Origin of the sequence: Stagnihabitans tardus (assembly GCF_009925085.1) — a bacterium.
In the GTDB taxonomy this organism is placed as follows: domain Bacteria; phylum Pseudomonadota; class Alphaproteobacteria; order Rhodobacterales; family Rhodobacteraceae; genus Stagnihabitans; species Stagnihabitans tardus.
Map to the genome: position 1 here is coordinate 14,012 of NZ_JAABNR010000009.1, position 23,581 is coordinate 37,592.

Genomic DNA, 23,581 nt, shown 5'->3' on the forward strand with positions numbered 1-23,581 from the left:
TAGTGCCTCTTGAACGATCAGGAGAGCCTCATGCCCATGTCCCCTCGTGCCAAGCTTTTCCTGGCCTTCGTGCTGATGGCCGGGGTGATGGGGACAGTGACGGTCCTGTCCTCGATAACGCTGCGCGATCAGGTCCGCCAGGCGGCAGAGGTCGGTCAAAGACAGGAAACCGCCGTCGACGCCATGGCCGTCCTGCGCGCCATCACGCATGAGGCGCAGGGCCTGGTCCAGGCGCATCTCTCCGCCCGAACCGGGGCGGAAAAGTCGCGCATCGCCGCCGAACTCCTGGCCGCCGACACGCGGGAGGCGCTGGCGCTGGCCAGGCTGGCAACCCTCGCCCAGGGGGCAGAGGCGGCTTTGGTTGCCGACCTGTCGCACCAGGTCCGCCAGGCGGCCGACCTGCGCCAGAGGGTGGTGTCGATCTCGGCCCGCAACGCGCTGGGACGGGCCACCGACCTTGCCACGATCGAGATGCCGGGCCTGCGCGCAGAGCTCATCGCAGGCTTGCGGGTCGTGGCGGCGCAGACCGGCAAGTCGCTCGTCGCCTCCGAGGCCGAGGCGGCGCTGAACGCGCTGGCGGCGGCGCAGAAGAACGCGCTTTTGCGGCCCGAGCCGGCCAATATCACCGGCCAGCTGACCGCGGCGGCCCTGGCGCATGGCAACCTGGTGGTGGCGCTTCAGGACCTGGCGCTGGAGCCGAGCCCGGGCCTTGCGCCGCTTCAGGCGATGGTGGCCGAACTCGGCCTCATGGACCAGGAGATCGAGGCCCTGTTGCGCGATGGCGCGGACGAGACGGCCTCGGCGATCTTCGCAGATCAGCTGCGTCCGCTGGATCGTCAGCGGCTCGAGACGCTGGACAGCCTGGCCGCGCTGTTCCAGACCGGGCGCCGTGCGATCGAGGCGGCCGCGCAAGAGACGGCCCTGGGCTCGCAGATGACGCTGGTGGTCCTGGCTGACCTGGCGCTGATCCTGGGGTTTGGCGCGGTGACGCTGGCCCTGTCCCGGATCGGGCGCGGGCTTGAGGGGGCGGTGCGCCTGGCCGAGCAGATGGCGGGGGACGAGGTTCTGCCCGCCGCCTGGGTCCATGGCAATCTCTCCGGACGGCTGACCTCGGCGCTGGTGCGAATCTCGGCCGGCCAGACGGCGGTCCTGGCCTCGCTCGATGCGCTGGGGCAGGGCAGGGCGCCGCGCTCCGACCTGCCCGAACGGTTGCGGCAGAGGTTTGCCGCCCTTGCGATGATGACGGCCCCGGGGGGCGGCACGGCCCAGGTCGAAGCCGCCGCCCAGTCGGCGCAGCAGTTGCAAGAGACGCTGCGCCATGCCCTGGCCGATGGCAGGGCGCTTCAGGACGAAACCGGGCGGATCGTGGCGCTTGTGCAAGGGCCGCGACCCTTGGAGGCAGGGGCTGGCATGGGGGCGCCCTTGACCCAGACGGCCGAGCACATCGCCCTGTGCGTCGAACGCCAGGTGACCGCGCTGATCCATGCCGAGACCCAGGCCACGACCCTGTTGCAGGTGCTGGGTCCGCAGCCGAGCGCGTCTCCCGCCCCCCTGCGCCGGATCGCCTGAGCGAGACCGCGCAGGGGGGCGTTGCAGGATGCAATCCGGCAGGAGACAGCAGCGCTGCGCCCGCGCTGCGGCCAAGCCGCCGGGTGTGATCGGGGCCCAGGCTCCCTGCGAGGGGCCTTGGGAGGGCCCCTTTCCCCGGGAGGGCGCGCGAATTTGGCCCCAAGACGGATCGACCTCCAAGGCACCGAGGATACCCTCGCCGCAGACCAGCTCGACGCGGGCGCGCCGGGTCTTGACCTCGCCGGACCATCACTGGGGCGGCGTGACGCCAAGGCATGCGAGGCTTCTTCCCTTGCGATGACCGCGACGCGGGGAGCCATGTGCGCCGCCCTGTGAGCTTTCCCTTCTCTCGCGATGAACGCGACGCGGGGAGCCATATGCGCCGCCCTGCGAGCTTTCCCTTTTCTCGCGATGACCCGCGACGCAGGGAGCCATGCGCGCTGCCCTCCGGGGCCTGAAGTGACCGCGTCAGCCCAGCTCTCGCTTTGCTGCGAAAGTCCCCGCCTTCCGCCCCTGTCCGGAAGCGACAGCAGGGACCGCTCTTGGGCCGATGGCTCACGCGACGCGGGCCCGGGGGGTGGTTCCAGCGGGCGCCCCGGGTCTTCACCTCGCCGGACCATCACCGGGCGGCGTGACGCCATGGCCTGCGAGGCTTCCCCCCCCTCGCGATGAACCCAACGCGGGGAGCCATGTGCGCCGCCCTGTGAGCTTTCCCTTCTCTAGCGATGACCGCGACGCGGGGAGCCATGTGCGCCGCCCTGCCAGGCTGCCCTCCTCGCATCGACCGCGACGGGGGCGACCCCGCGTTGCCCGGAAGGACCCTGTCGGCATGACCTGGCCGCAGGAGGCGCGGCGCCCCCTTGCCCCGTCCTTGCCCGCAACGGACTGCCAAGGAGGGACCGCAGAACGGGCGCATCCCGCGTGGGACCTGTCACGGCAAGCTGCCGGCCTCCCTCGCTGCCCATGCCCCTCTGCTGCTCCCCAGCCTGACGCAATCCCTCCTGAAACCATGTCGAGCGCCGCATCTGGTAGGAGGGCTTCCGTCTGGAAGGCCTCCCGCCACGCGGAGGGCGCGCTGGTGCCACTGCCACTCCGCGTGGCGCGGCGGTGGCTCTGAACTGCCGATAGGGCCCGGGCTGCCTCTTGCCCTTTGAGCGGTTCCTCGCCGGGCGCCTTGGCGCTGCGGCCAGGGTTCGTCCACCCGCCAGGCATGAGGTCGCCCCCGTGACGAAAGTCCTTGCCCTGCCGAAAGCCCCTTGCCTCGGGGCGCGGCAGCCTCGCGCCCCGAGGCGTCGCTTCCAGCCAGTCTGGAGCCGCCCGAGGGGTGGTTGGTCGATCCGGGGACCAGGAGAGGCTCGCGCCGATGAGCCTTTGCCCAGGCGGAATGCCCCGGGACGAATGGTGCGACCAGGGCCAAAGGATTGGGGTGGCACTGCTTCAAGGCGCGCAAGGCCCGGCGCGCGGCGACGGGCAGGGCGCTGGGCGACATTGCGCCAACCCTCTCACCAAGGTCCCAAAGGACTGCCGGGAAAGGCCGGAGAGCGGTGCGCCCGCTCCGCTTCCGCTTGGTGGAGCCAGGGACCGCATCACTTGGCAAAGCCGATGCGTGGCCGTTTGCCTGCGTTCCTTGACACGGGGGCTTTTCGGCCTTGGCCGATCACCAGGAACCACGCCGCCCTGATCCCCCGGCGGCCTCCCTCGGCCCCGGAAGGCCGCCTCGCCACTTCCCCCTTGCTTAACGCCCCCGCTTCCGCTTCCATCGCCCCATGCAGATCGATCTCAACTCCGACCTGGGCGAGGCCTATGGCCCCTGGACCATGGGCCCCGATGCCGAGCTTTTGTCGCTCGTGACCTCGGCCAACGTGGCCTGTGGCGGCCATGCGGGCGACCCCGAGACCATGTATCGCACCCTCTGCCTGGCCCGAGCGCGGGGGGTGACGGTGGGCGCCCATCCCGGTTACGCCGACCCCCTGGGCTTTGGCCGCCGTGTCATCCCCATGGCGCCGGCCGAGATCACCCGGATGGTCGCGGCGCAGATCGGCGCGCTTCAGGGCATCGCGCGGCTGGCGGGCACCAGGGTCGCCTATGTCAAGGCCCATGGCGCGCTGGCCAACCTCGCCGCCGAAAGCGCCGAGGTCGCCGAGGCGCTGGTCGCAGCCCTCCCCCCCGATCTGCCGCTCCTGGCCATCTCGGGCACCGAGCAGGAGAAAGCCGCACGCCGGGCCGGTCACAAGGTCTTTTCCGAGATCTTCGCCGACCGCGCCTATCTGCCCGACGGGCGCCTCGTGCCCCGGTCCCGCAGCGACGCGATGCTCCACGGCGCCGCTGCCGTCGACCGTCTTCTCGGCTTCCTGAAGACCGGCCTCATGCCCACCACCGAAGCCCCGATCCGCCTGCAAGCCCAGTCCATCTGCATCCATGGCGACAGCCCCGAGGCGCTGGACCTGGCCCGGGCGCTGCGGGCCCGCCTGATGGCCGAGGGCGTGACCCTCGCCCCCTTCGCATGATCCTGCGCCCCATCGCCGGCCATGCCGTGCTGGTCGCGTTCGCCGACACGATCAGCGAGGCAGCCCATGCCGAGGTCCTGGGCCTTGATGCCGCCCTGCAGGCCCGGCCCTTCGAGGGCCTGGTCGAGACCGTCCCGGCCTTCGTCAACCTGCTGATCACCTTCGACCCGATGCGCACCGACCCCGCCGCCATCGAAACACATCTCCGTGCTCTCCGGGCCCCGCCGCTGACCAGGACGGGCCAGAGCCATGACATCCAGGTGACCTATGACGGCCCCGACCTGGCCGAGGTGGCGCGCCAGACCGGCCTGACCCCGGCAGAGGTCGCCCGGACCCATGCCAGCGGCGACTACAAGGTCTGTCTCTACGGCTTCGCCCCGGGCTATGCCTATCTGGGTGGCCTGCCCGCCGCGCTGCGGCTGGACCGCAAACCTGCGCCCGTCCGCGACGTGCCTGCGGGTTCGGTGATCATCGCCGGGGGCCAGTGCCTGATCACCACGCTGACCATGCCCACCGGCTGGTGGATCATCGGCCATACCGAGACGAAAGTCCTGACCGATGACCCCGCCCGCCCCTTCCGCTTCGCCGTGGGCGACGCCATCAGGTTCGTCCCGTGACCCGGCTGAAAGTCCTCTTCGCGGGGCCTCATGTGACCTTGCAGGACCAGGGCCGCCCGGGGCATCTGCGGTTTGGAGTCCCGGCCTCGGGCCCGATGGACCGTCTGGCCTTTCGCCTGGCACAGGGGGCGATCGGGGCCGAGGGCGCCGCCATCGAGGTCTCGCTCGGCGGTTTGGCCCTGCAGAACCTGGACGAGGATGTGACCCTGGCCATCGCGGGGGGCGGGTTCATCGCCGAGCACCGCGGCAAGGGGACCTCCTGGCAGGTCCTGACGCTGCGGCGGGGCGAGACCCTGCGCCTTCGCCCCGGCTTCTGGGGGGCCTGGACCTATGTCGCCGTGGCGGGACGGATCCAGGCGTCGACCTGGCTTGGCGCGCAGGCCACCCACGGCCCCTCCGGCCTTGGCGGAGGGCGCCTGACCACGGGCCAGATCCTGACCATCGAGACGCCCCGGACCCTGCCCGAGACCGCGATCCCTTGCCCGGTCACCGCCCGCCCCCGTTCGATACTGCGGGCCACCCCGGGGCCGCAGGACCGGTTCTTCTCGCGCACTTCGCTGACCGCGATCTTTTCGGAAAGCTTCACCCTGTCGCCCGCCATCGACCGCATGGGCCTGCGCCTGACGGGCCCGCATCTGCCACCGGAAGGCGCCCTCTCGATCCCCTCCGAGCCCCTGCTGCGCGGGTCGGTGCAGGTCAATGGCGCCGGCGTGGCCTCGATCCTGATGGCCGATCACCAGACCACCGGGGGTTATCCCAAGATCGCCACCGTGATCGATGCCGACCTTGACGCCGCCGCCCGTCTGCGCCCCGGCGACCGGCTGCGCTTTGCCCCGGTTACACCTGAACAGGCGCTCGGTATTGAGCGCCTGCAAAGAATTTTGCCCAAGACGGGGCGGGATTAATCGGTTGGAAAGCTGGGCCTGCGAATCTGTGCCTTGAATCGCGGCATCTCCGCGACTTTTGGTCAATCATGAGGCTTCCATGTTCCGTCGCGTCTCCGCTCTCCTGCCCTTCGCCCTGATCGCCACCGTGGCCGCCGCCGCCGACTTCAAGGCCGCGGAAGAGGCCTATCTGAACGCCTCGATCCGCCCCTGGGCCGAGAATGCCGCCCTGGTCGATGCGATCAAGGCCGCCAATGCCGAACGCGCCGCCTTCGACCAGGCCAAGATCGACGAGCTCGACGCCGCCTGGAAGGCAGAGGTCGGGACCTCCGACACGCCCACGATCACGCCGGTTCTGACCAACGCAGCTTCCGATTTCCTGCGCGCCCAGGTCGAGGCTTCGGGCGGCGCCGTGACGGAGGCTTTCGTCACCGATGCCAAGGGTCTGAATGTCGCCGTGTCCGAGCCGACCTCCGACATGTGGCAGGGCGACGAGCCCAAGTTCTCCGAGGTCTTCCCCAAGGGCAAGGACGGGGTTCTGTTCTCGGATGTCGAGCTGGATGAATCGACCCAGATCTATTCCGGCCAGATCTCCATCTCGATCACCGATCCGGCCACGGGCGAGGTCATCGGCACGCTGACCGTCGGGGTCAATGCCGAGTCCCTGATGTAATCCTGTTCAAGGACGGTGATATGACCAAGTCGAATGCCCCGCCCCGCAAGGGCCTGACCATCTATCAGAAGTGCCTGGTGGCTGTGGCCCTCACGACGGCCCTGGTGGCAGGCGTGGTAACCTTCAATGCCGCCAGCCTGCTGAAGGATGTGGCGCGCAACGGGCTGCAGGACTTGGCCATTGCTGCGACGGAAGGGGTGGCGGCCGATGTGTCGGGCGCCATCAAGTTCGACAAGCCCGATATCCTGAGTGCTGCGATGTTGGGCATCCAGAAGCAGATGGGCGACCGTCTGGTGGGCGGGCAGACCTTCAACGCCGAGGGCAAGCCCGGGGTCGTCCTGGGCCAGCCCGATGCCGATACTTCGGCACTGTTCCTTGTTCTGGCCAAGCGTGCCATCGCCTCTGGCCAGATCGAAAAGGACGCGACGGGCATGTTCGTCGCCTCTCCCGCCCTGTTCGGCGAGAAAGGGGCGCTGGTGGGCGCAGTGGTCTTCCAGTGGTCCTCTGCCGGGCTCGAGGCGGCTTACGGCGCCCAGCAGAACCGGGCGTTCCTCTTGGCGGCGGTGGTCTTCGTGACCTTGATCGGCCTGGTCGGCTGGTATCTGAACCGCAGCCTGAAGCGGCCCCTGACCGCGCTGGCCGAGGCGGTGGAACGTGTGGCGAATGCCGATTTCGACACCGAGATCGCGGGCAAGGATCGCCGGGACGAGGCGGGGCAGATCGCCCAGGCGCTGGACATCATGCGCCACAACCTGCGCATGGCCGAGGAGGCCCGTCGTCAGCAAGAGCAGGGGCAGGCCGATCAGGCCCTGGTCGTCGAGAGGCTTTCGGCCAGCCTGCGGCAATTGTCTGCGGGCGACCTGACGGCGCGCCTGCCCGCCGACTTGCCCTTTGGCTATGAAGAGCTGCGCGACAATTACAACACGGCGCTGGAGCGCCTGGGTTCGGTGCTGAAATCCGTGATCGACACCGCGCGGCGGATCGAAAGCTCCGCGACCGAGATCAGCCAGCAGACCAGTCACCTGTCGCAGCGCACCGAAAACCAGGCCGCAACGCTGGAAGAGACCGCCGCCGCCATGGATGAGCTGCATTCCAACGTGCGCTCGGCCGCCACATCCACGCAAGAGGTCGAGAGCATCGTCCACTCCGCCGAGGCTGAGGCGGCGAAAAGCGGGGCCGTGGTCGAGAGTGCCGTGGCAGCGATGCAGGACATCAAGCGCTTCTCGGGCCAGATTTCCACGATCATCGGCGTCATCGACGACATCGCCTTCCAGACCAACCTCCTCGCCCTGAACGCCGGGGTCGAGGCGGCGCGGGCCGGTGAGGCGGGGCGCGGCTTTGCCGTCGTGGCCAGCGAAGTGCGGGCGCTTGCGCAGCGCTCCTCCGATGCCGCGCGCGAGATCAAGTCGCTGATCAACGGTTCGGCCCAGCAGGTCGAGCGCGGGGTCGAGCTGGTGTCGAACGCGGGTGAGGCGCTCTCCAAGATCGTCGGTCGGGTGCAGAACATCACCCAGCTGATCTCTGGCATCGCCAGGGGCGCGGGGGCACAGTCCGCCGCCGTGGGCGAGATCAATATCGGGGTGGGCCAGCTGGACCAGGTGACGCAGAAAAATGCCGCCATGGCGCAGGAGACGACTGAGTCCTGCATGGCGCTTCAGGCCCAGTCGCGCAACCTGGCCGAGATGGTCGCCGTCTTCCGCATCGATGGGACGGGCGCCTCGCGGCTGGTGCGGGCGGCCTGAGGCCGGTCAGAACCGGAAGGACCGCCCGGCCCGGGGTGTCACGAAGGCGATGCTGCCCGGTGCCGGGCAATCCTGCCCGGGCAGGCGGATGACCAGCTCTCCCATGGCTTCGGTCTGCAGGTAGAGCACGCTTTCGGCCCCCAGCCTTTCGACATGGCGGATCCGGCCCTGCCACTGGCCCTCGGTCGTCGACAGGTCAAGATGCTCTGGCCGGATCCCATAGGTCGTGCAGCCCAGGGCCGCCGCCGCAGGTCCCGTGATCAGGTTCATCTTCGGACTGCCGATGAAACCCGCCACGAAGGGCGAGACCGGGTGGTTGTAAAGCTCCATGGGCGAGCCCACCTGTTCGATCCGCCCCGCGTTCAGCACGACGATCTTGTCGGCCATGGTCATGGCCTCGACCTGGTCATGGGTCACATAGATCATCGTGGCGCCGAGCTTCTTGTGCAGGTCGGTCAGTTCGATCCGCATCTGCGCCCGCAAGGCCGCATCCAGGTTCGACAGCGGCTCGTCCAGCAGAAAGACTGCCGGGTCGCGCACCATGGCCCGCCCGATGGCCACGCGCTGGCGCTGCCCGCCCGAAAGCGCCTTGGGCTTGCGGTCCAGAAGCGGCCCGAGCTGCAAGACCGAGGCCGCCGCCTGGACCTTGGCCTCGATTTCGGCCTTGGGCCGCTTGGCCAGCGACAGGCCAAAGCCGATGTTCTGGCGCACGGTCAGATGCGGATAAAGCGCATAGCTTTGAAAAACCATGGCAATCCCGCGCTCGGAGGGCTCCGCATCGGTCACGACCCTGCCTGCGATCTCGATCGTGCCCGAGGTGGCCTCTTCCAGCCCCGAAATCAACCGCAGAAGCGTCGACTTCCCGCAGCCCGAGGGGCCGACGAAGACGCAGAACTCACCCGGCTCGATCACCAGGTCGATGCCCTTGATGATATCGACCGCACCGAAGCTCTTGGCCAGGTTTTTCAGGACGACGGAGGAGCTTGAAGCAGTCATGGGTCAGCCTTTCACCGCGCCGGCTGTCATGCCCGCGACGATTTGCCGGTTGAAGAAGATGAAGACGAGAAGTGGCGGAATGGTCACCAGGAGGATGTTCATGAACAGAAGGTTGAACTGGCTCTGGAACTGGCTTTGAAAGTTGAAGAGCGTCAGCTGCACCGTCACGTTGTCTTTGCCCGGCAGGTAGTAGAGCGGGTTGGTGAAGTCGTTGAAGATGGCGATGGATTGCACGACGATCAGCGTCACGGTCACGGGCTTCAAGAGCGGCAGGATGACCTTGAAGAAGATCGCCAAGGGTTTCGCGCCGTCGATGATCGCGGCTTCGTCCAGGTCGCGCGGAATGGTCCCGATGAAGCTGCGATACAGCAGGACCGAGAAGGCCAGGCCATAGGCCACCTGGATCAGGACCATGCCATGGATCGTCTTGAACAGGCCGAGACCTTGCAGGACCCAGATCGTCGGCACCACGGCAGGCGGCACCATCAGCCCCATCAGGACCCCGGCATAGATCACCCGGTTCCAGCCCGAGGGGCGCCGCTGCAGGACATAGCCCACCATGGCGCCAAAGACGACAAGCCCCGCGACGGCTGCCACGGTGATGACGGTCGAGTTGAAATAGGCCAGCAACAACATGTAGTTGCGCGCCTTTATCACCTCGGTCAGATTGGCCCAGAAGTGCCATTCGCTGGGCCAGCTGAACAGGAACAGCGCGGCCTCCTTCTTGGTCTTCACCGCCATCAGGAAGGTGAAGAGGAAGGGCAGGATGAAGACGACGAAGGCCACGGCCGTGGCCGCAATGCCCATGTTGCGCCGACGTGCGCGGCTGAAGGACGTGCTCACAGATCCACCTCGCGCTTGTTGAACCACCAGGTCAGCGGCAGGATGATGATGGCGATCAGGGCAAAGAGGATGACATTGCCCGCCGTGGCCAGGCCATAGAACCCGGCCTGGTATTGCTTGTAGATGACCGAGGCCAGGACATCCGAGGCGAAGCCCGGTCCGCCCTTGGTCGTGGCCCAGATGATGTCGAAGGACCGCAGTCCTCCGATCAGCGAAAGCGTCACCACGGTCACGGTCGCGGGGCGCACCAGGGGGACGGTCACGCGCCAGAACTGCTGGACGCGGGTGGCGCCGTCGATCCGCGCGGCCTCGTAATAGTCGGGCGAGATGGCGGCGAGGCCCGCGATATAGATCAAGGTGGCCAGGCCCACGCCCTTCCACAGGTCGATGAAGGCCACGGAATAGAGCGCCAGCCCCGGGTCCGACAGCCAGGCCGGGCCGTCGATGCCGACGTAAGCCAGCGCCACGTTGATCGCCCCCTTGGTCGGATGCATCAAGGCCGCAAAGGTGATGCCGACCCCGATGGTCGAGACCAGGACCGGGAAGAAGACCACCGAGCGCAGGAAGCCCTGCCAAAGGATGCCCGAGGTCAGCAGCACTGCCAACAAGAGCCCCAGCACCGATTTGGTGCCCGAGGTCAGGACCGCATAGATCAGCGTGTTGACCAGGCCCTGGACCAGGAAGGGCTCCTTGAAGAACTGGCGGTAATTGTCCAGCCCGATGAAATGCGCCTCGAACAGGTCCCAGCGCGTCAGCGAGAACCAGAGGCTCGCCACGGTCGGCACCAGGAAGAGGGTGACGAAGACCACGGCGGCGGGCAGGACGAACCAATAGGGATAGGGAGATCTTCGGCGGGTCATGGGGGCTCCGGGCTGCCGGGACAGGATCGCGGCGGGGCGGGGTTTTGCAAAGCCCTTGCAGGGGCGCAAAGGGGCTCCCGCGCAGGCGGGAGCCTCTCCGGTTCGGGGGAGGGAGCGTCCCCCGGGGTCTTACCAGTTCGGCAGGCCGAGCTGCTTGGCCTGCTTTTCCACGTCCTGGTCGTAAAGCGCCGCGGCCTCGGCGGTCGGACGGATGCCCGAACCCACTTCGACCGTGATCTGCTCAAGCGCCGGGCCCTTGATCGGCGACAGGAACTCCAGCGCCGGAGCAGTGGCGCCCGCCTGGAAATAGGGCATCATGTCGGCCACGGCGGCGGGCACATCGGCGGGCAGGGCGCAATCCTTGATCAGATAGGGCCCGGTCGCGCCATTGGTCTTGATCATCAGCTCGCACCCCTCGACCGAGGCGACGAAAGCGAGGAACGCCTTGGCCGCCTCGATATTCTCGGAGGCCGCAGGAACGTAAAGCCCCGCCGGCATCCAGACCGTCAGGCCGTTCTTGTCCGCCGAAGGCCCGGGCTGGGCAAAGAAGCCCACATCCTCGAGGTTCTCGGGGAAGTTCTGCTTGATGTTGCCCAGGGCGAAGGTCAGCATCGGGTAATGCGCGGCCTCGCCGGTGGCCACCATGCGCACGCCGTCATCGAACTTGGCGGCGCCGAAGTCCTCGTTCATGTAGCCGCCCTTGAAGACGTCTTCGAGGTATTGGAAGCCGCGCATCGCCGCCGGGGTCGTGGCATATTTCGCCTTGTTGGCGGTGTAGTCGGCGGCAAAGCTCGGGACCTCGGCTTGGACGTTGAAATAGTCGCCCAGAACGAAGAGTTGCGAAGTCCAGGTGTCGCCAAAGGTCGTGGCGACGGCGACCTTGCCCGCCTCCTTGATCTTGGCGTTGTTGGCCATGAACTCATCCCAGGTCTTGGGCACCGAAAGGCCAAGCTCGGCATAGATATTCTTGTTGTAATAGATGCCGCCGCCCATGGCCGCGCCGAAGGGCACGCCGCGCACGGTGCCGTCCGAGGCGGTGACGACCGACTTGAAGCTGTCGATCACGTTGCCCTGGATGTCCGAGAGGTCGGCGAGGTTCTTGGCCGGGTCCAGCGCCTGGAAGAGCGAGCCCGAGTTGTATTGCAGGATATCGCCCGCCTCGCCGGTGGCCAGGCGCGTCTTGACCAGATTGTCCCCCTCGGCGCCGCCGGGGCGGTTCTCGATTTCGAAGGTCACATCCGGATTGGCCGCGGTATAGGCCGCCGTCAGGGCCTCCATCGCCGCCACGGTCTCGGCATTGCCGTCGGTGGTGACTTGCAGGACGGTCTCGGCCTGGGCCAGGCCCGCCAAGAGCGTGAAGGCGGACAGGAAGGCCGCGCTCGGGATCAGTTTCATGGTCTCTCCTCCATTGGACCGGGTTTCGGGCGGTTGATCCGCCCGTTTCGTCAAATCTGGAACGTGATCACATGGGTGCCGGGGGGCAGGTCGCCCTGCGGCGCCGCGCCGTTCACCTTGTCGGGGGTGAAGCCCAGGCGACCCTTGGTGCCCGGGGGCAGGGTGACGGTATAGGTGACCTTGTCGCCCTCCAGCACCCAGCCCGCCTCGATCCGGCCATGGCGGCAGTCATGCCAGGCGGCCACGGGGGAAAGCGCGGGCAGGATCAAGGGGTTGAGCGTCACCAGGTCAAAGCCGGGCTCCGGCTGGATGCCTGCCACGCCCTCGAAGAGCCACTGGCAGACCGCGCCGTAGGCATAGTGGTTGTAGCTGTTCATGTCCGGGTCATAGATCGTCCCGTCCTCTCCCAGCGCGTCCCAGCGCTCCCAGATCGAGGTCGCGCCGCGTTCGACCTGGTAGAGCCAGCCGGGGACCTTGCGGTTCAGGAAGATCTTTTCGGCCAGGTCGGCCATGCCATGCATGGTCAGCGCGGGCAGCAGGGCAGGGGTGCCGATGAAGCCCGTGCCGATCAGCCCATCGGCATCCTCGACCACCTTGCGGAAATAGTCCTTGCCCCGTTCGTAGTATTCCGGCGGCACCAGGCCGTAAAGGAAAGCGAGGCTCCAGGAGGTCTGGTCATTATGCGCGATCCGGCCCGAGGGGCTGAAGTATTCGTGCTTGAAGGCCGCCTTGATGGCCTCGGCGCGGGCCCGCAGGGGGGCGGGGTCGCGGCCGATCAGGCCCGCGATCTTGGCCGCAAGGTCGGTGGAGATATAGTGATACAAAGTGGCCGCGCAGTCATCGGCCACCGTGGGCCTGGGCTTGCGGTTGTCGCCCACCGGTTGCAGCCAGTCGCCGAAGGTGAAGCCATGGGCGCCCCATTCGGAGGGCGGCCGGATGATCGGGCCGTCCGAAATCCCCCAAAGGTAGTCCAGCCATTTCTCCATGGCCGGGAAGTTCTCTTCCAGCACCGCCTTGTCGCCGTAATGAAGGTAAAGTTGCCAGGGGATGATGACGATGGCGTCGCCCCAGCCGGTCGAGCCCGCCCAGTCGCCGCGCTGGTCGATCGGATGCAGACGGGTCGGATCGGGAGAGAAGTGCGGAACGGCGCCGTTCGGGCGCTGATCATGGCGCACGTCGCGCAGGTATTTCGTCAGGAAGGACTGGGAGTCCGCCAGCCAGCAAGCGGTTCCGGCAAAGACCTGGGCGTCGCCGGTCCAGCCGAGGCGCTCGTCGCGCTGCGGGCAGTCGGTCGGGATTTCGATGAAGTTCGAACGCTGCGACCAGATCGTGTTCTGCACCAGCCGGTTGACCGCAGGCACGCCGCAGGTGAAGCCCCCGGCCACCGTCGGAACCGAGGTGACGGGGACTTGTTCAATCTTCACAAGTTCGCAGCCTTCCAACGTCACGCGGGCATAGCGAAAGCCGAAAAAGGTGAACATCGGCGCCCAGGTGGCCTCGCCTCCCGCGAGGGTGTAGTGGCTCTCGGCCCGGGCAGAGCGGAAGTTGCGGTTGTCGAAGGCGCGGTTGGGGCCGAGGACTTCCGAGAACTCCACCCGGACCTTCGACCCCGCCGGGCCCTTCACCGTGATCCGCGCATAGGCGCCGCAATTCTGGCCGAAGTCGTAGATCTCGCCACCATCGGTCCAGTGTTCGACCGGGGCATGGGGCGGCAGTTCGACCACGGGATGGGTCTCATGCGGGACGAGCTTCGTGGCAAAGGGCAGGACCTCGACCCCGGCGGAGTCCCTGACCGCGATCCGCGCGTCATGGTCCTCGCCGTAGTAGATGCCATTGGCCGTCACCGGGGTCAGGCCCGAGACCCAGGTCGCATCGGTGCGCAAAAGGGTGATCCCGGCGACCAGCTCCGCCATGGCGCCGATGCGGTCGCCCCAGGTGTTCGGGATCGGGTTCAAGGCCCACATCAGCCGCGAGCGATACCAGCCGTCGCCGAGCCAGATCTCCAGCCGGTTCTTGCCCGGCTTCAGAAGCGCCGCGACCTCGTAGCTCTGATAGGCCAGGCGGTCGTCATAGCAGGTCCAGCCCGGGGTCAGGAGGTCATTGCCCACCCGCACCCCGTTCAGGAAAGCGCGGTACAGCCCCTGCGCCGTCAGGTGCAGAATGGCCTGGGCGGGCACCTCGGCCAGGTCGAAGTCGCGCGCCACGAAACTGCCCGGCCCCCCCGTGCCAGCGTCGCAGGCCGGAGCGATCATCGCGGCGGTAAAATTGAACGCAGGCAAAGCTTTATCCATCGCGGAAACGCCCCGCGCCTGCCCCTCAAGGCCCATCCTGTCATCCTCCCTTGGGTATGCGAATCGCCCCTCCGGCGTTTCGTATACCGTTATACGTCAATCATTCTACGATCCGCTTTGCCTTGCAACAGGTTTTTGATAAGGTGGCCATGAAGGGGTGGCAGATGGCTGATGGCAGGGAAGAGGTCCGGGTGACGATCCGCACGGTGGCGGCGGATGCGGGGGTGTCGGTTGCGGCGGTCTCGAAGGTCTTGCGCAATGCTTACGGCGTGTCGGACAGTCTGCGGGGCAGGGTCGAGGCCTCGATCGAGAAGCTGGGCTATCGGCCCTCGGTGGCGGCGCGGGGGATGCGGGGGCAGACCTTCACGCTGGGGGTTCTGTTGGTCGAAATCGCCAACCCTTTCCTGCCTTCTGTCTATCACGGCATCGAAAGCATAACGGATGCGGCCGGTTACAAGATCATGGTGGGCATCGGCGCGGCCCGGGCGGGGCGCGAGGCGCAGCTGATCGAGCAGATGATCGACAACCGGATGGATGGGCTGATCCTGGTGGCCAGCCAGATCTCGGGCGAGACCCTGGACCGCTATGCCCGGCAGATCCCGACGGTGGTCGTGGGCCACCACGAGCCGACCGCGCAGAGCTTCGACACGATCAACTCGGATGACTTCGAGGGCGCGCGGATGGTGGTGCGGGCGCTGTGCGAGGCCGGGCATCGCGACATTGCCATGCTGGCGATGGACCATGGCCCGGATCACTCGGCCGATGTCTCGCCCCAGCGCGAGAGCGGCTATCGCTCGGCCATGACGGCGGCGGGGCTGGTCCCGCGGGTGATCCGGGTCCCGCCCTCGAACCTCCCGCGCGAGGCGGAGTTGCGGGCCGTCCTGACCGCGCCGGACCGGCCGAGGGCGGTCTTCTGCTGGTCGGACCTCGACGCCGTGCCGCTGTTGAACCTGGCGCATCAGCTGGGGATAAGGGTGCCGCATGATCTGGCCATCGTGGGCTATGACAACAGCCCGGTCGCGGCCTTGCCCCTGATTTCGCTGGCTTCCGTCGATCAGGACGGGGCGCGGATGGGCAAGATGGCGGCCCAGGCCCTTCTCAGCCGCATCGGGGGGCGCACAGTGCCCGAACACCGGCTGATCACGCCAAGGCTGGTGCCCCGCGCGAGCCTCTAGGGGATTAACCGTCCGTTAACCAAGCTGCGCCATGGTCAGGTCATGAGATACATCCTGATCCTTGGCCTTCTGGCCGCCTGTGACGCCTCTCCGCATTGGCAAATGGCGGGGGCGGAAAGCACCCGTGTGACCGTGGATGGACATGACTATGCCGTCTACCGCAAGGACAAGACCTTCGAGGTCATCCGCTATGGCTGGGCGCCGCGGTCCGAGCAGGATACGATCTATGAAAACATGCTGCTGGTGGTGCAGCAGGTGACCGGCTGCACGCCCCATGTCCTGTCGGGCGACAGCGGCGAGATGCGGGGGAAGCTTACCTCCTGTTCCAGATAAGCACCCAAAACGCATAGGCGCCGATGGCGAGGAAGATGATGCCCCACATCGGTTCGGACTGCCAGAATTCCAGCACCGACCAGGCCATGGGACCGATCGAGACCAGCCAGCGCACCCAGGCACGCGCGAACATCGGGTGATCGGGGTCCAGGAAGGGGCGTTTTTGCATGGGGCTCTCTTTCGCGGCTTTTGTCCGACATGGCGATCCGATGGGCTTTTGGCAAGGGGCGCCGAGGTTGCCGCAGAGCCAAGGTGTCCCCGGGGCCTCTCCGAAGCGCGAGCCTTGCGCCAAGCCGATGCCGCACCACGCGTTCCAGGACTGATCGCAACGGCAATCCCTCGCCGTCAAGCTTCCCGACTGGCTTGTGCTCCGGTTTGATCCGCCATGGACTGCGGATCTTTCGCTACTCTTCTGTCGCCAATCGGCTGCCATCCCGCAGAGCGAAGATATCGACAAAAGGGTTCATGTTGCCTGCTGGATAGACCACGAGGGCGCCATCCTTATGGCTGACCTCAAAGAACGGCCCAGTTGCCGCGTCGCTTCTTTCAACAACGACTTCAAGGCTTTGGCCGGTCCGTAGACTGTGCAGCTCAGGCCAGGGTTCGAGATGAACCTTCAAGACATCGGGGCCTTGATGTGAAATCAGCAACATCGACTTCTTCATCATTCATTCCCGGGGATCACGGCGCTTCGTCTTTCGTAGGCCCCGCTACCTCCGCCGCTTGTTCCCGCCCCTTTGCCCCGCGCGCCCGGCGGTGGAGCGGCCCGATTTCGACACCGCCTCTTCGACCGCGTCGTCGATCACGCTTTGCCGCGCCATCGGGTCGTCGGAGACGGCGAGCTCCACCGCCTCCAGCCGCTTGACCTCGTCGCGCAGACGGGCGGCCTCTTCGAATTCCAGGTTCTCGGCCGCCTTGCGCATCTGGGTGCGCAGGGCGTCCAGATGGGCCGCAAGGTTCTGACCGACATTGGCTTTTTCCACCTTGGTCGTGATGCGGGCCTGGTCGGTGTCGCCGGCCCACAGGCCCTGAAGCACATCCTCGACATTCTTGCGCACGGTCGTCGGCGTGATGCCATGGGCGATGTTATAAGCCTCTTGCTTGGCCCGCCTGCGGTTGGTCTCGGCCAAGGCGCGCTCCATCGAGCCCGTGATGCGGTCGGCATACATGATGACGCGGCCATCGGCATTGCGCGCCGCGCGCCCGATGGTCTGGATCAGCGAGGTTTCCGAGCGCAGGAAGCCCTCCTTGTCGGCGTCCAAGATCGCCACGAGGCCACATTCAGGGATATCCAGACCCTCGCGCAAGAGGTTGATGCCCACCAGCACGTCGAAGGCGCCAAGCCGCAAATCCCGCAGGATTTCAATGCGTTCGATCGTGTCGATGTCGGAATGCATATAGCGGATGCGGATGCCCTGCTCGTGGAAATAGTCCGTCAGGTCCTCGGCCATGCGTTTCGTCAGGGTCGTGACCAGCACCCGCAGACCCTGGAGCGCGACCTTGCGGATCTCGTCCAAAAGGTCGTCGACCTGCATCTCGACGGGGCGGATCTCGACGACCGGGTCCAAAAGGCCGGTCGGGCGGATCACCTGTTCGACAAAGACGCCGCCGGATTGCTCGATCTCCCAGGCCGCAGGCGTCGCCGAGACAAACACCGACTGGGGCCGCATCGCGTCCCATTCCTCGAACTTCAGGGGGCGGTTGTCCATGCAGGAGGGCAGGCGGAAGCCGTGTTCGGCCAGGGTGAACTTCCGCCGATAGTCGCCGCGATACATGCCGCCGATCTGGGGCACCGAGACATGGGATTCGTCTGCGAAAACAATGGCATTGTCGGGGATGAATTCAAACAGCGTCGGCGGAGGCTCGCCCGGGGCCCGCCCCGTCAGGTAGCGCGAATAGTTCTCGATCCCGGCGCAGGAGCCGGTGGCCTCCAGCATTTCCAGGTCGAAATTGGTGCGCTGCTCCAGCCGCTGCGCCTCGAGGAGCTTGCCCTCCTTGATCATGCGGTCCAGCGTCTGGGCCAGCTCGATCTTGATGCCCTTCATCGCCTGCTGCAGCGTCGGACGCGGGGTGACATAGTGGCTGTTCGCATAGACGCGAATCTGCTTGAAGACATCCGTCTTCCCCCCGGTCAGAGGGTCGAATTCCGTGATCCCCTCCAGCTCGTCGCCGAAGAAGGAGAATCGCCAGGCGCGGTCTTCAAGGTGGGCGGGCCAGAGCTCGATGACATCGCCGCGCACCCGGAAAGTCCCGCGCTGAAAGGCCTGATCGTTGCGGCGATAGGCCTGGGCGATCAGCTCGGCCATCACTTTTCGGGGATCGTAGCTTTGGCCCACGATCAGGTCCTGGGTCATGGCCGAGTAAGTCTCGACCGAGCCGATGCCATAGATGCAGGAGACCGAAGCCACGATGATCACATCGTCCCGCTCCAGAAGCGCCCTTGTCGCCGAGTGGCGCATCCGGTCGATCTGCTCGTTGATCTGGGATTCCTTCTCGATATAGGTGTCGGTCCGCGCGACATAGGCTTCGGGCTGGTAGTAGTCGTAGTAGGAAACGAAATACTCCACCGCATTCTCGGGGAAAAACCCTTTGAATTCAGCGTAAAGCTGGGCGGCGAGCGTCTTGTTGGGCGCCAGGATGATCGCCGGGCGCTGGGTTTCCTCGATCACCTTGGCCATGGTGAAGGTCTTGCCCGTGCCCGTGGCGCCCAAAAGCACCTGGTCGCGGTCCCCCGCCAGAACCCCCGCCGACAGCTCGCGGATCGCGGTCGGCTGATCCCCCGCCGGTTGGAAGGGCGAGTGCATGACGAAGCGCCGCCCGCCCTCCAGCTTGGGCTTGGACAGGACCTCGGGGCGTTCCGTCAAGGCGTTCGAATTGTTGTGCGGCATGGGTGATTCCCTTCAAGCCCCCAATCTATTCCGTTTTTGTTCCCGGGGAAGGGGCGCGTTAACCAGAAGGCAACCGAAGTTGCGGCAGGGTTGAAAGAGTCGATGCAATTTTAGCGAAAACACAAGTCAAACAATACATCTTTTGGTTGCGCGACAAAAAGTCCCGATGCATATTGGGTTTGCAAGCAGCAGACTGTCGGCTGGGATGCACACACACCCCAACCCACTCCCAGCTACCAGCCGACAGCACCTTGCATTTTCCCCCCTCATGGATCAAAAAGCTTGCGTGTTCCGAACGTGAGAATCCCCATGCGCGCCCGCATCTATCAACCTGCCAAGACCGCGATGCAGTCCGGCACCGCCAAGACCCATGGCTGGGTCCTGGAATTCGCCCCCGCCTCGGCGCGGGAGGTCGATCCGCTGATGGGCTGGACCTCTTCCGGCGACATGGAGGCGCAGGTCAAGCTGCGCTTCGAGACGCGCGAGGCGGCCGAGGCCTATGCCACCGCGCGCGGGATCGCCTTTGACGTGACCCTGCCGCATGACCGCCGTCCCAACATCCGCGCCCGTGGCTATGGCGAGAATTTCGCCACCGACCGCAAGGGCGCCTGGACCCATTGACCACGCGATGATCCTCGGGGCCCCGCATGGGGCCCTTTTGCTTTGACCCCCTTTCGGGAGATTATCATGACCAAATATAGCCTTGCCCTGATCCCCCTGCTGATGGCCTCGACCGCGATTGCGGGCCCCGCCACCGAAGAGGGCGCCGCCCATCTGACCGAAGTCTTCCAGACCTATCTCGGCTCGACCGAGGGCGTGGTCTCGGTCGAGATCGACGGCGAAGACTATGCCGTGACGCTGGATGGCTCGATCCTGATGGCGGGCCTCGCGATGAATGGCGCCGAGTTCACGACGTCGCCCATCGAGATGACGCTGACCGACAATGGCGACGGCACCTGGGGCGTGAGCCAGGACCAGGCCTTCTCGATCATCACCAAGGACGGCATGGGCGGTGAAGGCAAGCAGGACATCGCCAAGTTGACGATGGAAGGCGTCTTCGACGAGAGCCTGATGATCATGACCTCCTCGACCGGCACTTTGGAGGGGTTGAAGCAGGTCCAGACGCAGACCATGCCCGATGGCAGCACGCTGACTTCCGAGATGATCGTCGAGATGACCACCGCGAGCTCGACCGCCGTGGCGGGGGCTTCGGGCGGGGCGGATGGCGAAGTCAAATATGACTCGACCGGCATCAGCATGACCATGTCGATGCCCCAGGGCGAGGGGATGCCCGCCATGCCCATCGCCATCAAGGCGGCCTCGGCCAACTATGCAGGCAAGCTGACCGGCCTGCGCAGCGAAGGCATCCTCGGCATCCTGGCCTTCTTCGTGGCCCATCCCGACGAGGCCGCGATCAAGGGCGCCAAGGACGAGGCCAAGGCGGCGATCACCGCTGCTTTGCCGCTGTGGAACAACATCCTTGTCGACGGCAAGGTTTCGGGCGTCACGGCCGAGACCCCGGTCGGCCCGGTCGCGCTGGACGAGGTGACTTTCACGGTCGATCTCAACGGCGCCGTCACCGAAGGCAAGTTCCGCGAGGCCTTCTCGGTCTCGGGCCTGACCCTGCCGCCGGGCCTGGTGCCCGATTGGGCCGCACCGATCCTGCCGCAGAAAGTCTCGATCGACTTCCAGGCCACGGGCTTCGATGCCGCCGCCGGGGTCACCGCCTTGCTTGGCGCCTTCGATCTGCCCGAAGACGGGATGGCCGACACGACCGCGTTCGACGCCGCTGTCGAGAAGGGCTTCTTGCCCAATGGCACGGTTCAGGTCTCGATCAACCCCTCCGCCATCACGGGCGACGGCTATGAGCTGACCTACCAGGGCGACATGACGGTGGATATCGCCAGCGAGATGCCCTCGGGCAAGGCGCTTGTGACGCTGACCGGCGCCGACAAACTGCAAGCCGCGATCAATGGCGCGCCGGAAGACATGAAGATGCAGGCGATGATGGGCTTCGGCATGGCGCAGGGCATGGCCAAGCAAGAGGGCGACAAGCTGATCTGGGAGATCGACGCGACCAACCCGATGAACCCGCTGATCAACGGCGTCTCGATGATGGGCGGCCAGTGAGCCTGACGGTCTCTCGCATAAACCCGCAGTCGGCGGAGCTGGCGCTTCTGTTCGAACGCCACACCGCCGACATGCATGCCGACACCCCGCCCGAGAGCATCCACATGATGGATGCCTCGGAGCTGGATGTTCCAGAGGTCGCCTTCTTTGTCATGCGCGACGGGGCGCGCCCGGTCGCCATGGGCGCCTTCAAGGTGATCGAAGCGGGTCATGCCGAGATCAAGTCGATGCATGTGCTGATCGAAGAGCGCGGCCGGGGTCTCTCGCGCCTGATGCTGGATCACCTTCTGGCCGAGGCGAAGGCTGCGGGCGTGGCCCGCCTCAGCCTCGAGACCGGCAGCCAGGCGATGTTCCTTCCGGCGCGCAGGCTCTACGAGAAGGCCGGTTTCACCGAATGCCCGCCCTTCGCCGATTACCGGCTGGACCCGATGTCGGTCTATATGACCAAGGTCTTGGCCTGACCCCTTGCAAGCCCCGGGCCCTTTGGGCAAGAAGACCCCGTGGCAGACCACCTGGCCCCGTAGCTCAACTGGATAGAGCAAGGACCTTCTAAGTCCGAGGTTGAGGGTTCGATTCCTTCCGGGGTCGCCACATTTCCGCACCTGCCCGCCACAGCATGGCTTTTCCGGATACCACAGCATCCGATCCATTGCCCTTGGCGGTCTTGAGACAGTTCTTTTATTGGTAACGAATTTCCAGCCCAGCGGGTGGCGGCCTGCCCTTCGTCCCGGAGGAAGATGGCGCCACAGGCGACTCCGCCCGGCGAAAGGGGCCGCAAACCTGACTTCCGCAGGGCCGGGACATGACCCTTCGCAAGACTGCTGACGAAGCGATCTTGCCCCGCAATCCGATGGATCGTGCAAGAGCCGCCGGGTCAAGGAACCGCTTGCCCCAGGTATCGACGCCGCCCCCAAAGTGGTTGATCTGCGTCGTGCAGACCAAGAGGCCGAGACGGCTAGACCACGGCGACGAAGCCCGACCCGCCGTTCTTGCAGGCTCGGCGAGAAAGGGCCCTCGAACCTTGACGCGCCGCAGCTTTTCCCAAGGCCCCGCGACAGCGTCCGCCGGAACGGCAAGGGCTGGGAACTCGACCCAGCGCAGTTGCCTCGTCCTATCTCATGGGCCCTTTGCTCCCGGAACGAAGAGCCCAACATCGCGCCCGACGATCTCAGCCTCCGCGGCCCCTCGGAGACGCGGGCCGGACACCGCGCCAAGAAATGCCATGTGTGCGTCATGAAATGTCAGGTGATGTCAATGACTTGATCCATAACCTGCAAATGCCGGCCGCTGTCGCGTCGAGCCCTGGCCCGGGAGGGCAGGCGGCTCCGGGGCATGTCGTGTCGCAGATCCCTGGCGGAGGCCCATGCAAGCCGCCATGGGCAACTTGCGAACCACATCTCTTCTTCACCCGCCCTTAACCACGCCACGGCCAAAATGCGCGGCATGACAATCTTTCGCTATATCATCACCCCGCCTCGCCCGACCGGGAGATCTTCCGGACTTCTATGGGCGCGAGATATCTGCGAGGCGCAGCGTCGCCTTGATCACCCCGGTGCGAGGATCATCCAGGTCCATCCGGATACTGACCTGGCCTCGGCGGATGAACGGTTTCCTGGCGGAAGGCGAAGGTTGTCCCTTTGCGATCCGCAGCGGCTCGTGACCCTGCACGATCCCTCGATTTAGGGGGCCAGGTCCCAGGTGGCGGCCATTTCACCACGCGGGCCATGGAGGGCGCCGTCTCCGCCGCCTCTCGATGGCCAAGGTCAATTCCCGAGGCATCCCCATGGGATATGGCGGCTGGGCGAGGATGCCGCAGCCAGGTCTGACTGCGCCCGACACGAGCCTCCCTTGACCGGAGGCAGGTTTTCCCTTGGTCGAGGATGCTCGCATTGGCCCGAGGATCGCAGCGATGGGCCGGATGCGGAGGTTCGGCGTCGCGCACAGCTTTCTTCGGGCAAGCCGCGCCCCACTTTACTCCCCTTTGGTCGTGACCATGGGGGCTGCTCTGAACATGGGTCTGTCCCTGGAGGAAATTCGCCCTTTCGCCAAGACCTGAAGCTCTCGTTCCAAGTCTGTCAACGCGGCGCGCAGGTGACCCCCATCCAAGCGCCCAAGGGCTTTCCGCGCCCCAAATCACGCTCCTGACAAACACGTGCTTTTCAATCGCGGCCGCAGGCTCCCACTCGGCGCCCCCAATGGGCTCACTCCGCCGCTTGCAAATGAGGCATCCGGCCGCGGCCTGAACGACGCTTGTCCGCGTCACCCATGCCTGATCAGGGATGATTTCACCGTCGTTCCTGGCAGTCTCGAAGAACCCGCAAGTGCCGTGAGAGTGGCAAAGGAGCTGACGGCCGCGACCTTCGCCGCATCGCCGGCTCCGTGACCTCGGTGATCCGCGCCGAGGTCACGGAGCCGGTTCGGGGATAAGGGGAAAGAACCCCGCGAAGCGGCCAGGCCGCGCAGCGGGGTGATGGAAGGAACACGGGTCGGCGCCCCCTGGATATTGGACACGATCTCGGCCGGGGCCGACTGGTTCGGCGGGAAGGTCGCGCTTCCGCCGACCCAGCCTGGCCAGGCGCTCTGCGACGGTGGCAGCGGTCGGGAGCCCGTCTTGGGCGACGTGCAGGCGGCTGCCCGCCACCACGGGGCGCGTGATCGCATCGCCCAAGGCTGAGCCG

Annotated in this window: 20 protein-coding genes and 1 tRNA gene; 13 read left to right on the forward strand and 8 right to left on the reverse strand. The window is 66.2% G+C overall.

The genetic code is table 11. The features are described 5' to 3' along the window. Window positions 1-30 precede the first annotated feature (30 nt). The 6 genes from GV832_RS10615 to GV832_RS10640 all read left to right on the forward strand — a co-directional run bounded on the left by GV832_RS10615 (window position 31) and on the right by GV832_RS10640 (window position 7,992). The gene (locus GV832_RS10615; RefSeq protein ID WP_168774838.1) at window positions 31-1,569 is read left to right on the forward strand and encodes a hypothetical protein; all 1,539 of its coding nucleotides are present in this window, start codon (window positions 31-33) and stop codon (window positions 1,567-1,569) included. Between the two features lie 1,766 nt (window positions 1,570-3,335). Next, the gene (locus GV832_RS10620; RefSeq protein WP_168774839.1) at window positions 3,336-4,076 is read left to right on the forward strand and encodes a LamB/YcsF family protein; all 741 of its coding nucleotides are present in this window, start codon (window positions 3,336-3,338) and stop codon (window positions 4,074-4,076) included. Beyond that, the gene (locus tag GV832_RS10625) at window positions 4,073-4,693 is read left to right on the forward strand and encodes a 5-oxoprolinase subunit B family protein (RefSeq protein ID WP_168774840.1); all 621 of its coding nucleotides are present in this window, start codon (window positions 4,073-4,075) and stop codon (window positions 4,691-4,693) included. The genes GV832_RS10620 and GV832_RS10625 overlap by 4 nt, the downstream gene beginning before the upstream one ends. After that, window positions 4,690-5,598: a 5-oxoprolinase subunit C family protein gene (locus tag GV832_RS10630; RefSeq protein WP_354001949.1), complete on the forward strand. Its 909-nt coding sequence runs from the start codon at window positions 4,690-4,692 to the stop codon at window positions 5,596-5,598. Before GV832_RS10625 ends, GV832_RS10630 begins: the two co-directional genes overlap by 4 nt. A 79-nt stretch (window positions 5,599-5,677) precedes the next feature. Next, window positions 5,678-6,250 carry a hypothetical protein gene (locus GV832_RS10635; protein WP_168774841.1) on the forward strand — a complete coding sequence of 191 codons (573 nt, stop codon included), beginning with the start codon at window positions 5,678-5,680 and terminating at the stop codon, window positions 6,248-6,250. A gap of 20 nt (window positions 6,251-6,270) precedes the next feature. Continuing rightward, on the forward strand, window positions 6,271-7,992 hold the full coding sequence (locus GV832_RS10640) for a methyl-accepting chemotaxis protein (RefSeq protein ID WP_168774842.1): 1,722 nt from the start codon (window positions 6,271-6,273) through the stop codon (window positions 7,990-7,992). Between the two features lie 6 nt (window positions 7,993-7,998). On the opposite strand, the gene GV832_RS10645 is transcribed toward GV832_RS10640, so the two are convergent. The 5 genes from GV832_RS10645 to GV832_RS10665 all read right to left on the reverse strand — a co-directional run bounded on the left by GV832_RS10645 (window position 7,999) and on the right by GV832_RS10665 (window position 14,365). After that, window positions 7,999-8,988, reverse strand: coding sequence for an ABC transporter ATP-binding protein (locus GV832_RS10645; RefSeq protein WP_168774843.1), 990 nt, complete (start codon window positions 8,986-8,988; stop codon window positions 7,999-8,001). Between the two features lie 3 nt (window positions 8,989-8,991). Continuing rightward, window positions 8,992-9,831 carry a carbohydrate ABC transporter permease gene (locus GV832_RS10650; RefSeq protein ID WP_354001950.1) on the reverse strand — a complete coding sequence of 280 codons (840 nt, stop codon included), beginning with the start codon at window positions 9,829-9,831 and terminating at the stop codon, window positions 8,992-8,994. Next, on the reverse strand, window positions 9,828-10,691 hold the full coding sequence (locus tag GV832_RS10655; protein WP_168774844.1) for a carbohydrate ABC transporter permease: 864 nt from the start codon (window positions 10,689-10,691) through the stop codon (window positions 9,828-9,830). Before GV832_RS10655 ends, GV832_RS10650 begins: the two co-directional genes overlap by 4 nt. Before the next feature lie 129 nt (window positions 10,692-10,820). Further along, window positions 10,821-12,086 (reverse strand): ABC transporter substrate-binding protein, encoded by a 1,266-nt coding sequence (locus GV832_RS10660; protein ID WP_168774845.1) that lies wholly within the window; start codon window positions 12,084-12,086, stop codon window positions 10,821-10,823. A 50-nt stretch (window positions 12,087-12,136) separates the two neighbouring features. Beyond that, window positions 12,137-14,365, reverse strand: a complete 2,229-nt coding sequence (locus GV832_RS10665) for an alpha-L-rhamnosidase (RefSeq protein ID WP_227754366.1) — start codon at window positions 14,363-14,365, stop codon at window positions 12,137-12,139. A gap of 176 nt (window positions 14,366-14,541) precedes the next feature. On the opposite strand from GV832_RS10665, the gene GV832_RS10670 reads away from it, so the two are divergent. Together GV832_RS10670 and GV832_RS10675 are read left to right on the forward strand one after the other, a co-directional pair. Continuing rightward, window positions 14,542-15,552 carry a LacI family DNA-binding transcriptional regulator gene (locus GV832_RS10670; RefSeq protein WP_227754367.1) on the forward strand — a complete coding sequence of 337 codons (1,011 nt, stop codon included), beginning with the start codon at window positions 14,542-14,544 and terminating at the stop codon, window positions 15,550-15,552. Window positions 15,553-15,594: 42 nt separating this feature from the next. Continuing rightward, entirely contained in the window at window positions 15,595-15,885 is a 291-nt protein-coding gene (locus GV832_RS10675) for a hypothetical protein (protein ID WP_168774847.1), read from the forward strand. Here GV832_RS10675 and GV832_RS10680 read toward each other — a convergent pair. The 3 genes from GV832_RS10680 to uvrB form a co-directional block, all read right to left on the reverse strand. Continuing rightward, complete coding sequence (locus tag GV832_RS10680; protein ID WP_168774848.1) at window positions 15,866-16,054, reverse strand: hypothetical protein; 189 nt, start codon at window positions 16,052-16,054, stop codon at window positions 15,866-15,868. The genes GV832_RS10675 and GV832_RS10680 overlap by 20 nt on opposite strands. 235 nt (window positions 16,055-16,289) lie before the next feature. Then, window positions 16,290-16,553 carry a hypothetical protein gene (locus tag GV832_RS10685; protein ID WP_168774849.1) on the reverse strand — a complete coding sequence of 88 codons (264 nt, stop codon included), beginning with the start codon at window positions 16,551-16,553 and terminating at the stop codon, window positions 16,290-16,292. A gap of 42 nt (window positions 16,554-16,595) precedes the next feature. Next, complete coding sequence (gene uvrB, locus GV832_RS10690; protein ID WP_168774850.1) at window positions 16,596-18,773, reverse strand: excinuclease ABC subunit UvrB; 2,178 nt, start codon at window positions 18,771-18,773, stop codon at window positions 16,596-16,598. A 309-nt stretch (window positions 18,774-19,082) separates the two neighbouring features. On the opposite strand from uvrB, the gene GV832_RS10695 reads away from it, so the two are divergent. The 5 genes from GV832_RS10695 (at window position 19,083) to GV832_RS10715 (ending at window position 23,577) form a co-directional block, all read left to right on the forward strand. Beyond that, window positions 19,083-19,394 (forward strand): ETC complex I subunit, encoded by a 312-nt coding sequence (locus tag GV832_RS10695; RefSeq protein ID WP_168774851.1) that lies wholly within the window; start codon window positions 19,083-19,085, stop codon window positions 19,392-19,394. A gap of 66 nt (window positions 19,395-19,460) precedes the next feature. Continuing rightward, window positions 19,461-20,903: a hypothetical protein gene (locus tag GV832_RS10700; RefSeq protein WP_168774852.1), complete on the forward strand. Its 1,443-nt coding sequence runs from the start codon at window positions 19,461-19,463 to the stop codon at window positions 20,901-20,903. After that, the gene (locus GV832_RS10705) at window positions 20,900-21,364 is read left to right on the forward strand and encodes a GNAT family N-acetyltransferase (protein WP_354001951.1); all 465 of its coding nucleotides are present in this window, start codon (window positions 20,900-20,902) and stop codon (window positions 21,362-21,364) included. The genes GV832_RS10700 and GV832_RS10705 overlap by 4 nt, the downstream gene beginning before the upstream one ends. 53 nt (window positions 21,365-21,417) lie before the next feature. Next, window positions 21,418-21,494, forward strand: a tRNA-Arg gene (locus tag GV832_RS10710). 1,879 nt (window positions 21,495-23,373) lie between these two features. After that, window positions 23,374-23,577 (forward strand): hypothetical protein, encoded by a 204-nt coding sequence (locus tag GV832_RS10715; RefSeq protein WP_168774853.1) that lies wholly within the window; start codon window positions 23,374-23,376, stop codon window positions 23,575-23,577. Window positions 23,578-23,581: the final 4 nt, after the last annotated feature.

What these genes read in the sequence shown, in the direction of transcription:
- GV832_RS10635 (WP_168774841.1), top strand. Translation starts at nt 5,678, where the DNA reads ATGTTCCGTCGCGTCTCCGCTCTCCTGCCCTTCGCCCTGATCGCCACC.
- GV832_RS10700 (WP_168774852.1), top strand. Translation starts at nt 19,461, where the DNA reads ATGACCAAATATAGCCTTGCCCTGATCCCCCTGCTGATGGCCTCGACC.
- GV832_RS10645 (WP_168774843.1), bottom strand. Translation starts at nt 8,988, where the DNA reads ATGACTGCTTCAAGCTCCTCCGTCGTCCTGAAAAACCTGGCCAAGAGC.
- GV832_RS10685 (WP_168774849.1), bottom strand. Translation starts at nt 16,553, where the DNA reads ATGATGAAGAAGTCGATGTTGCTGATTTCACATCAAGGCCCCGATGTC.
- GV832_RS10715 (WP_168774853.1), top strand. Translation starts at nt 23,374, where the DNA reads ATGGAAGGAACACGGGTCGGCGCCCCCTGGATATTGGACACGATCTCG.
- uvrB (WP_168774850.1), bottom strand. Translation starts at nt 18,773, where the DNA reads ATGCCGCACAACAATTCGAACGCCTTGACGGAACGCCCCGAGGTCCTG.
- GV832_RS10640 (WP_168774842.1), top strand. Translation starts at nt 6,271, where the DNA reads ATGACCAAGTCGAATGCCCCGCCCCGCAAGGGCCTGACCATCTATCAG.
- GV832_RS10615 (WP_168774838.1), top strand. Translation starts at nt 31, where the DNA reads ATGCCCATGTCCCCTCGTGCCAAGCTTTTCCTGGCCTTCGTGCTGATG.
- GV832_RS10660 (WP_168774845.1), bottom strand. Translation starts at nt 12,086, where the DNA reads ATGAAACTGATCCCGAGCGCGGCCTTCCTGTCCGCCTTCACGCTCTTG.
- GV832_RS10680 (WP_168774848.1), bottom strand. Translation starts at nt 16,054, where the DNA reads ATGCAAAAACGCCCCTTCCTGGACCCCGATCACCCGATGTTCGCGCGT.
- GV832_RS10655 (WP_168774844.1), bottom strand. Translation starts at nt 10,691, where the DNA reads ATGACCCGCCGAAGATCTCCCTATCCCTATTGGTTCGTCCTGCCCGCC.
- GV832_RS10695 (WP_168774851.1), top strand. Translation starts at nt 19,083, where the DNA reads ATGCGCGCCCGCATCTATCAACCTGCCAAGACCGCGATGCAGTCCGGC.
- GV832_RS10675 (WP_168774847.1), top strand. Translation starts at nt 15,595, where the DNA reads ATGAGATACATCCTGATCCTTGGCCTTCTGGCCGCCTGTGACGCCTCT.
- GV832_RS10670 (WP_227754367.1), top strand. Translation starts at nt 14,542, where the DNA reads ATGGCTGATGGCAGGGAAGAGGTCCGGGTGACGATCCGCACGGTGGCG.
- GV832_RS10620 (WP_168774839.1), top strand. Translation starts at nt 3,336, where the DNA reads ATGCAGATCGATCTCAACTCCGACCTGGGCGAGGCCTATGGCCCCTGG.
- GV832_RS10625 (WP_168774840.1), top strand. Translation starts at nt 4,073, where the DNA reads ATGATCCTGCGCCCCATCGCCGGCCATGCCGTGCTGGTCGCGTTCGCC.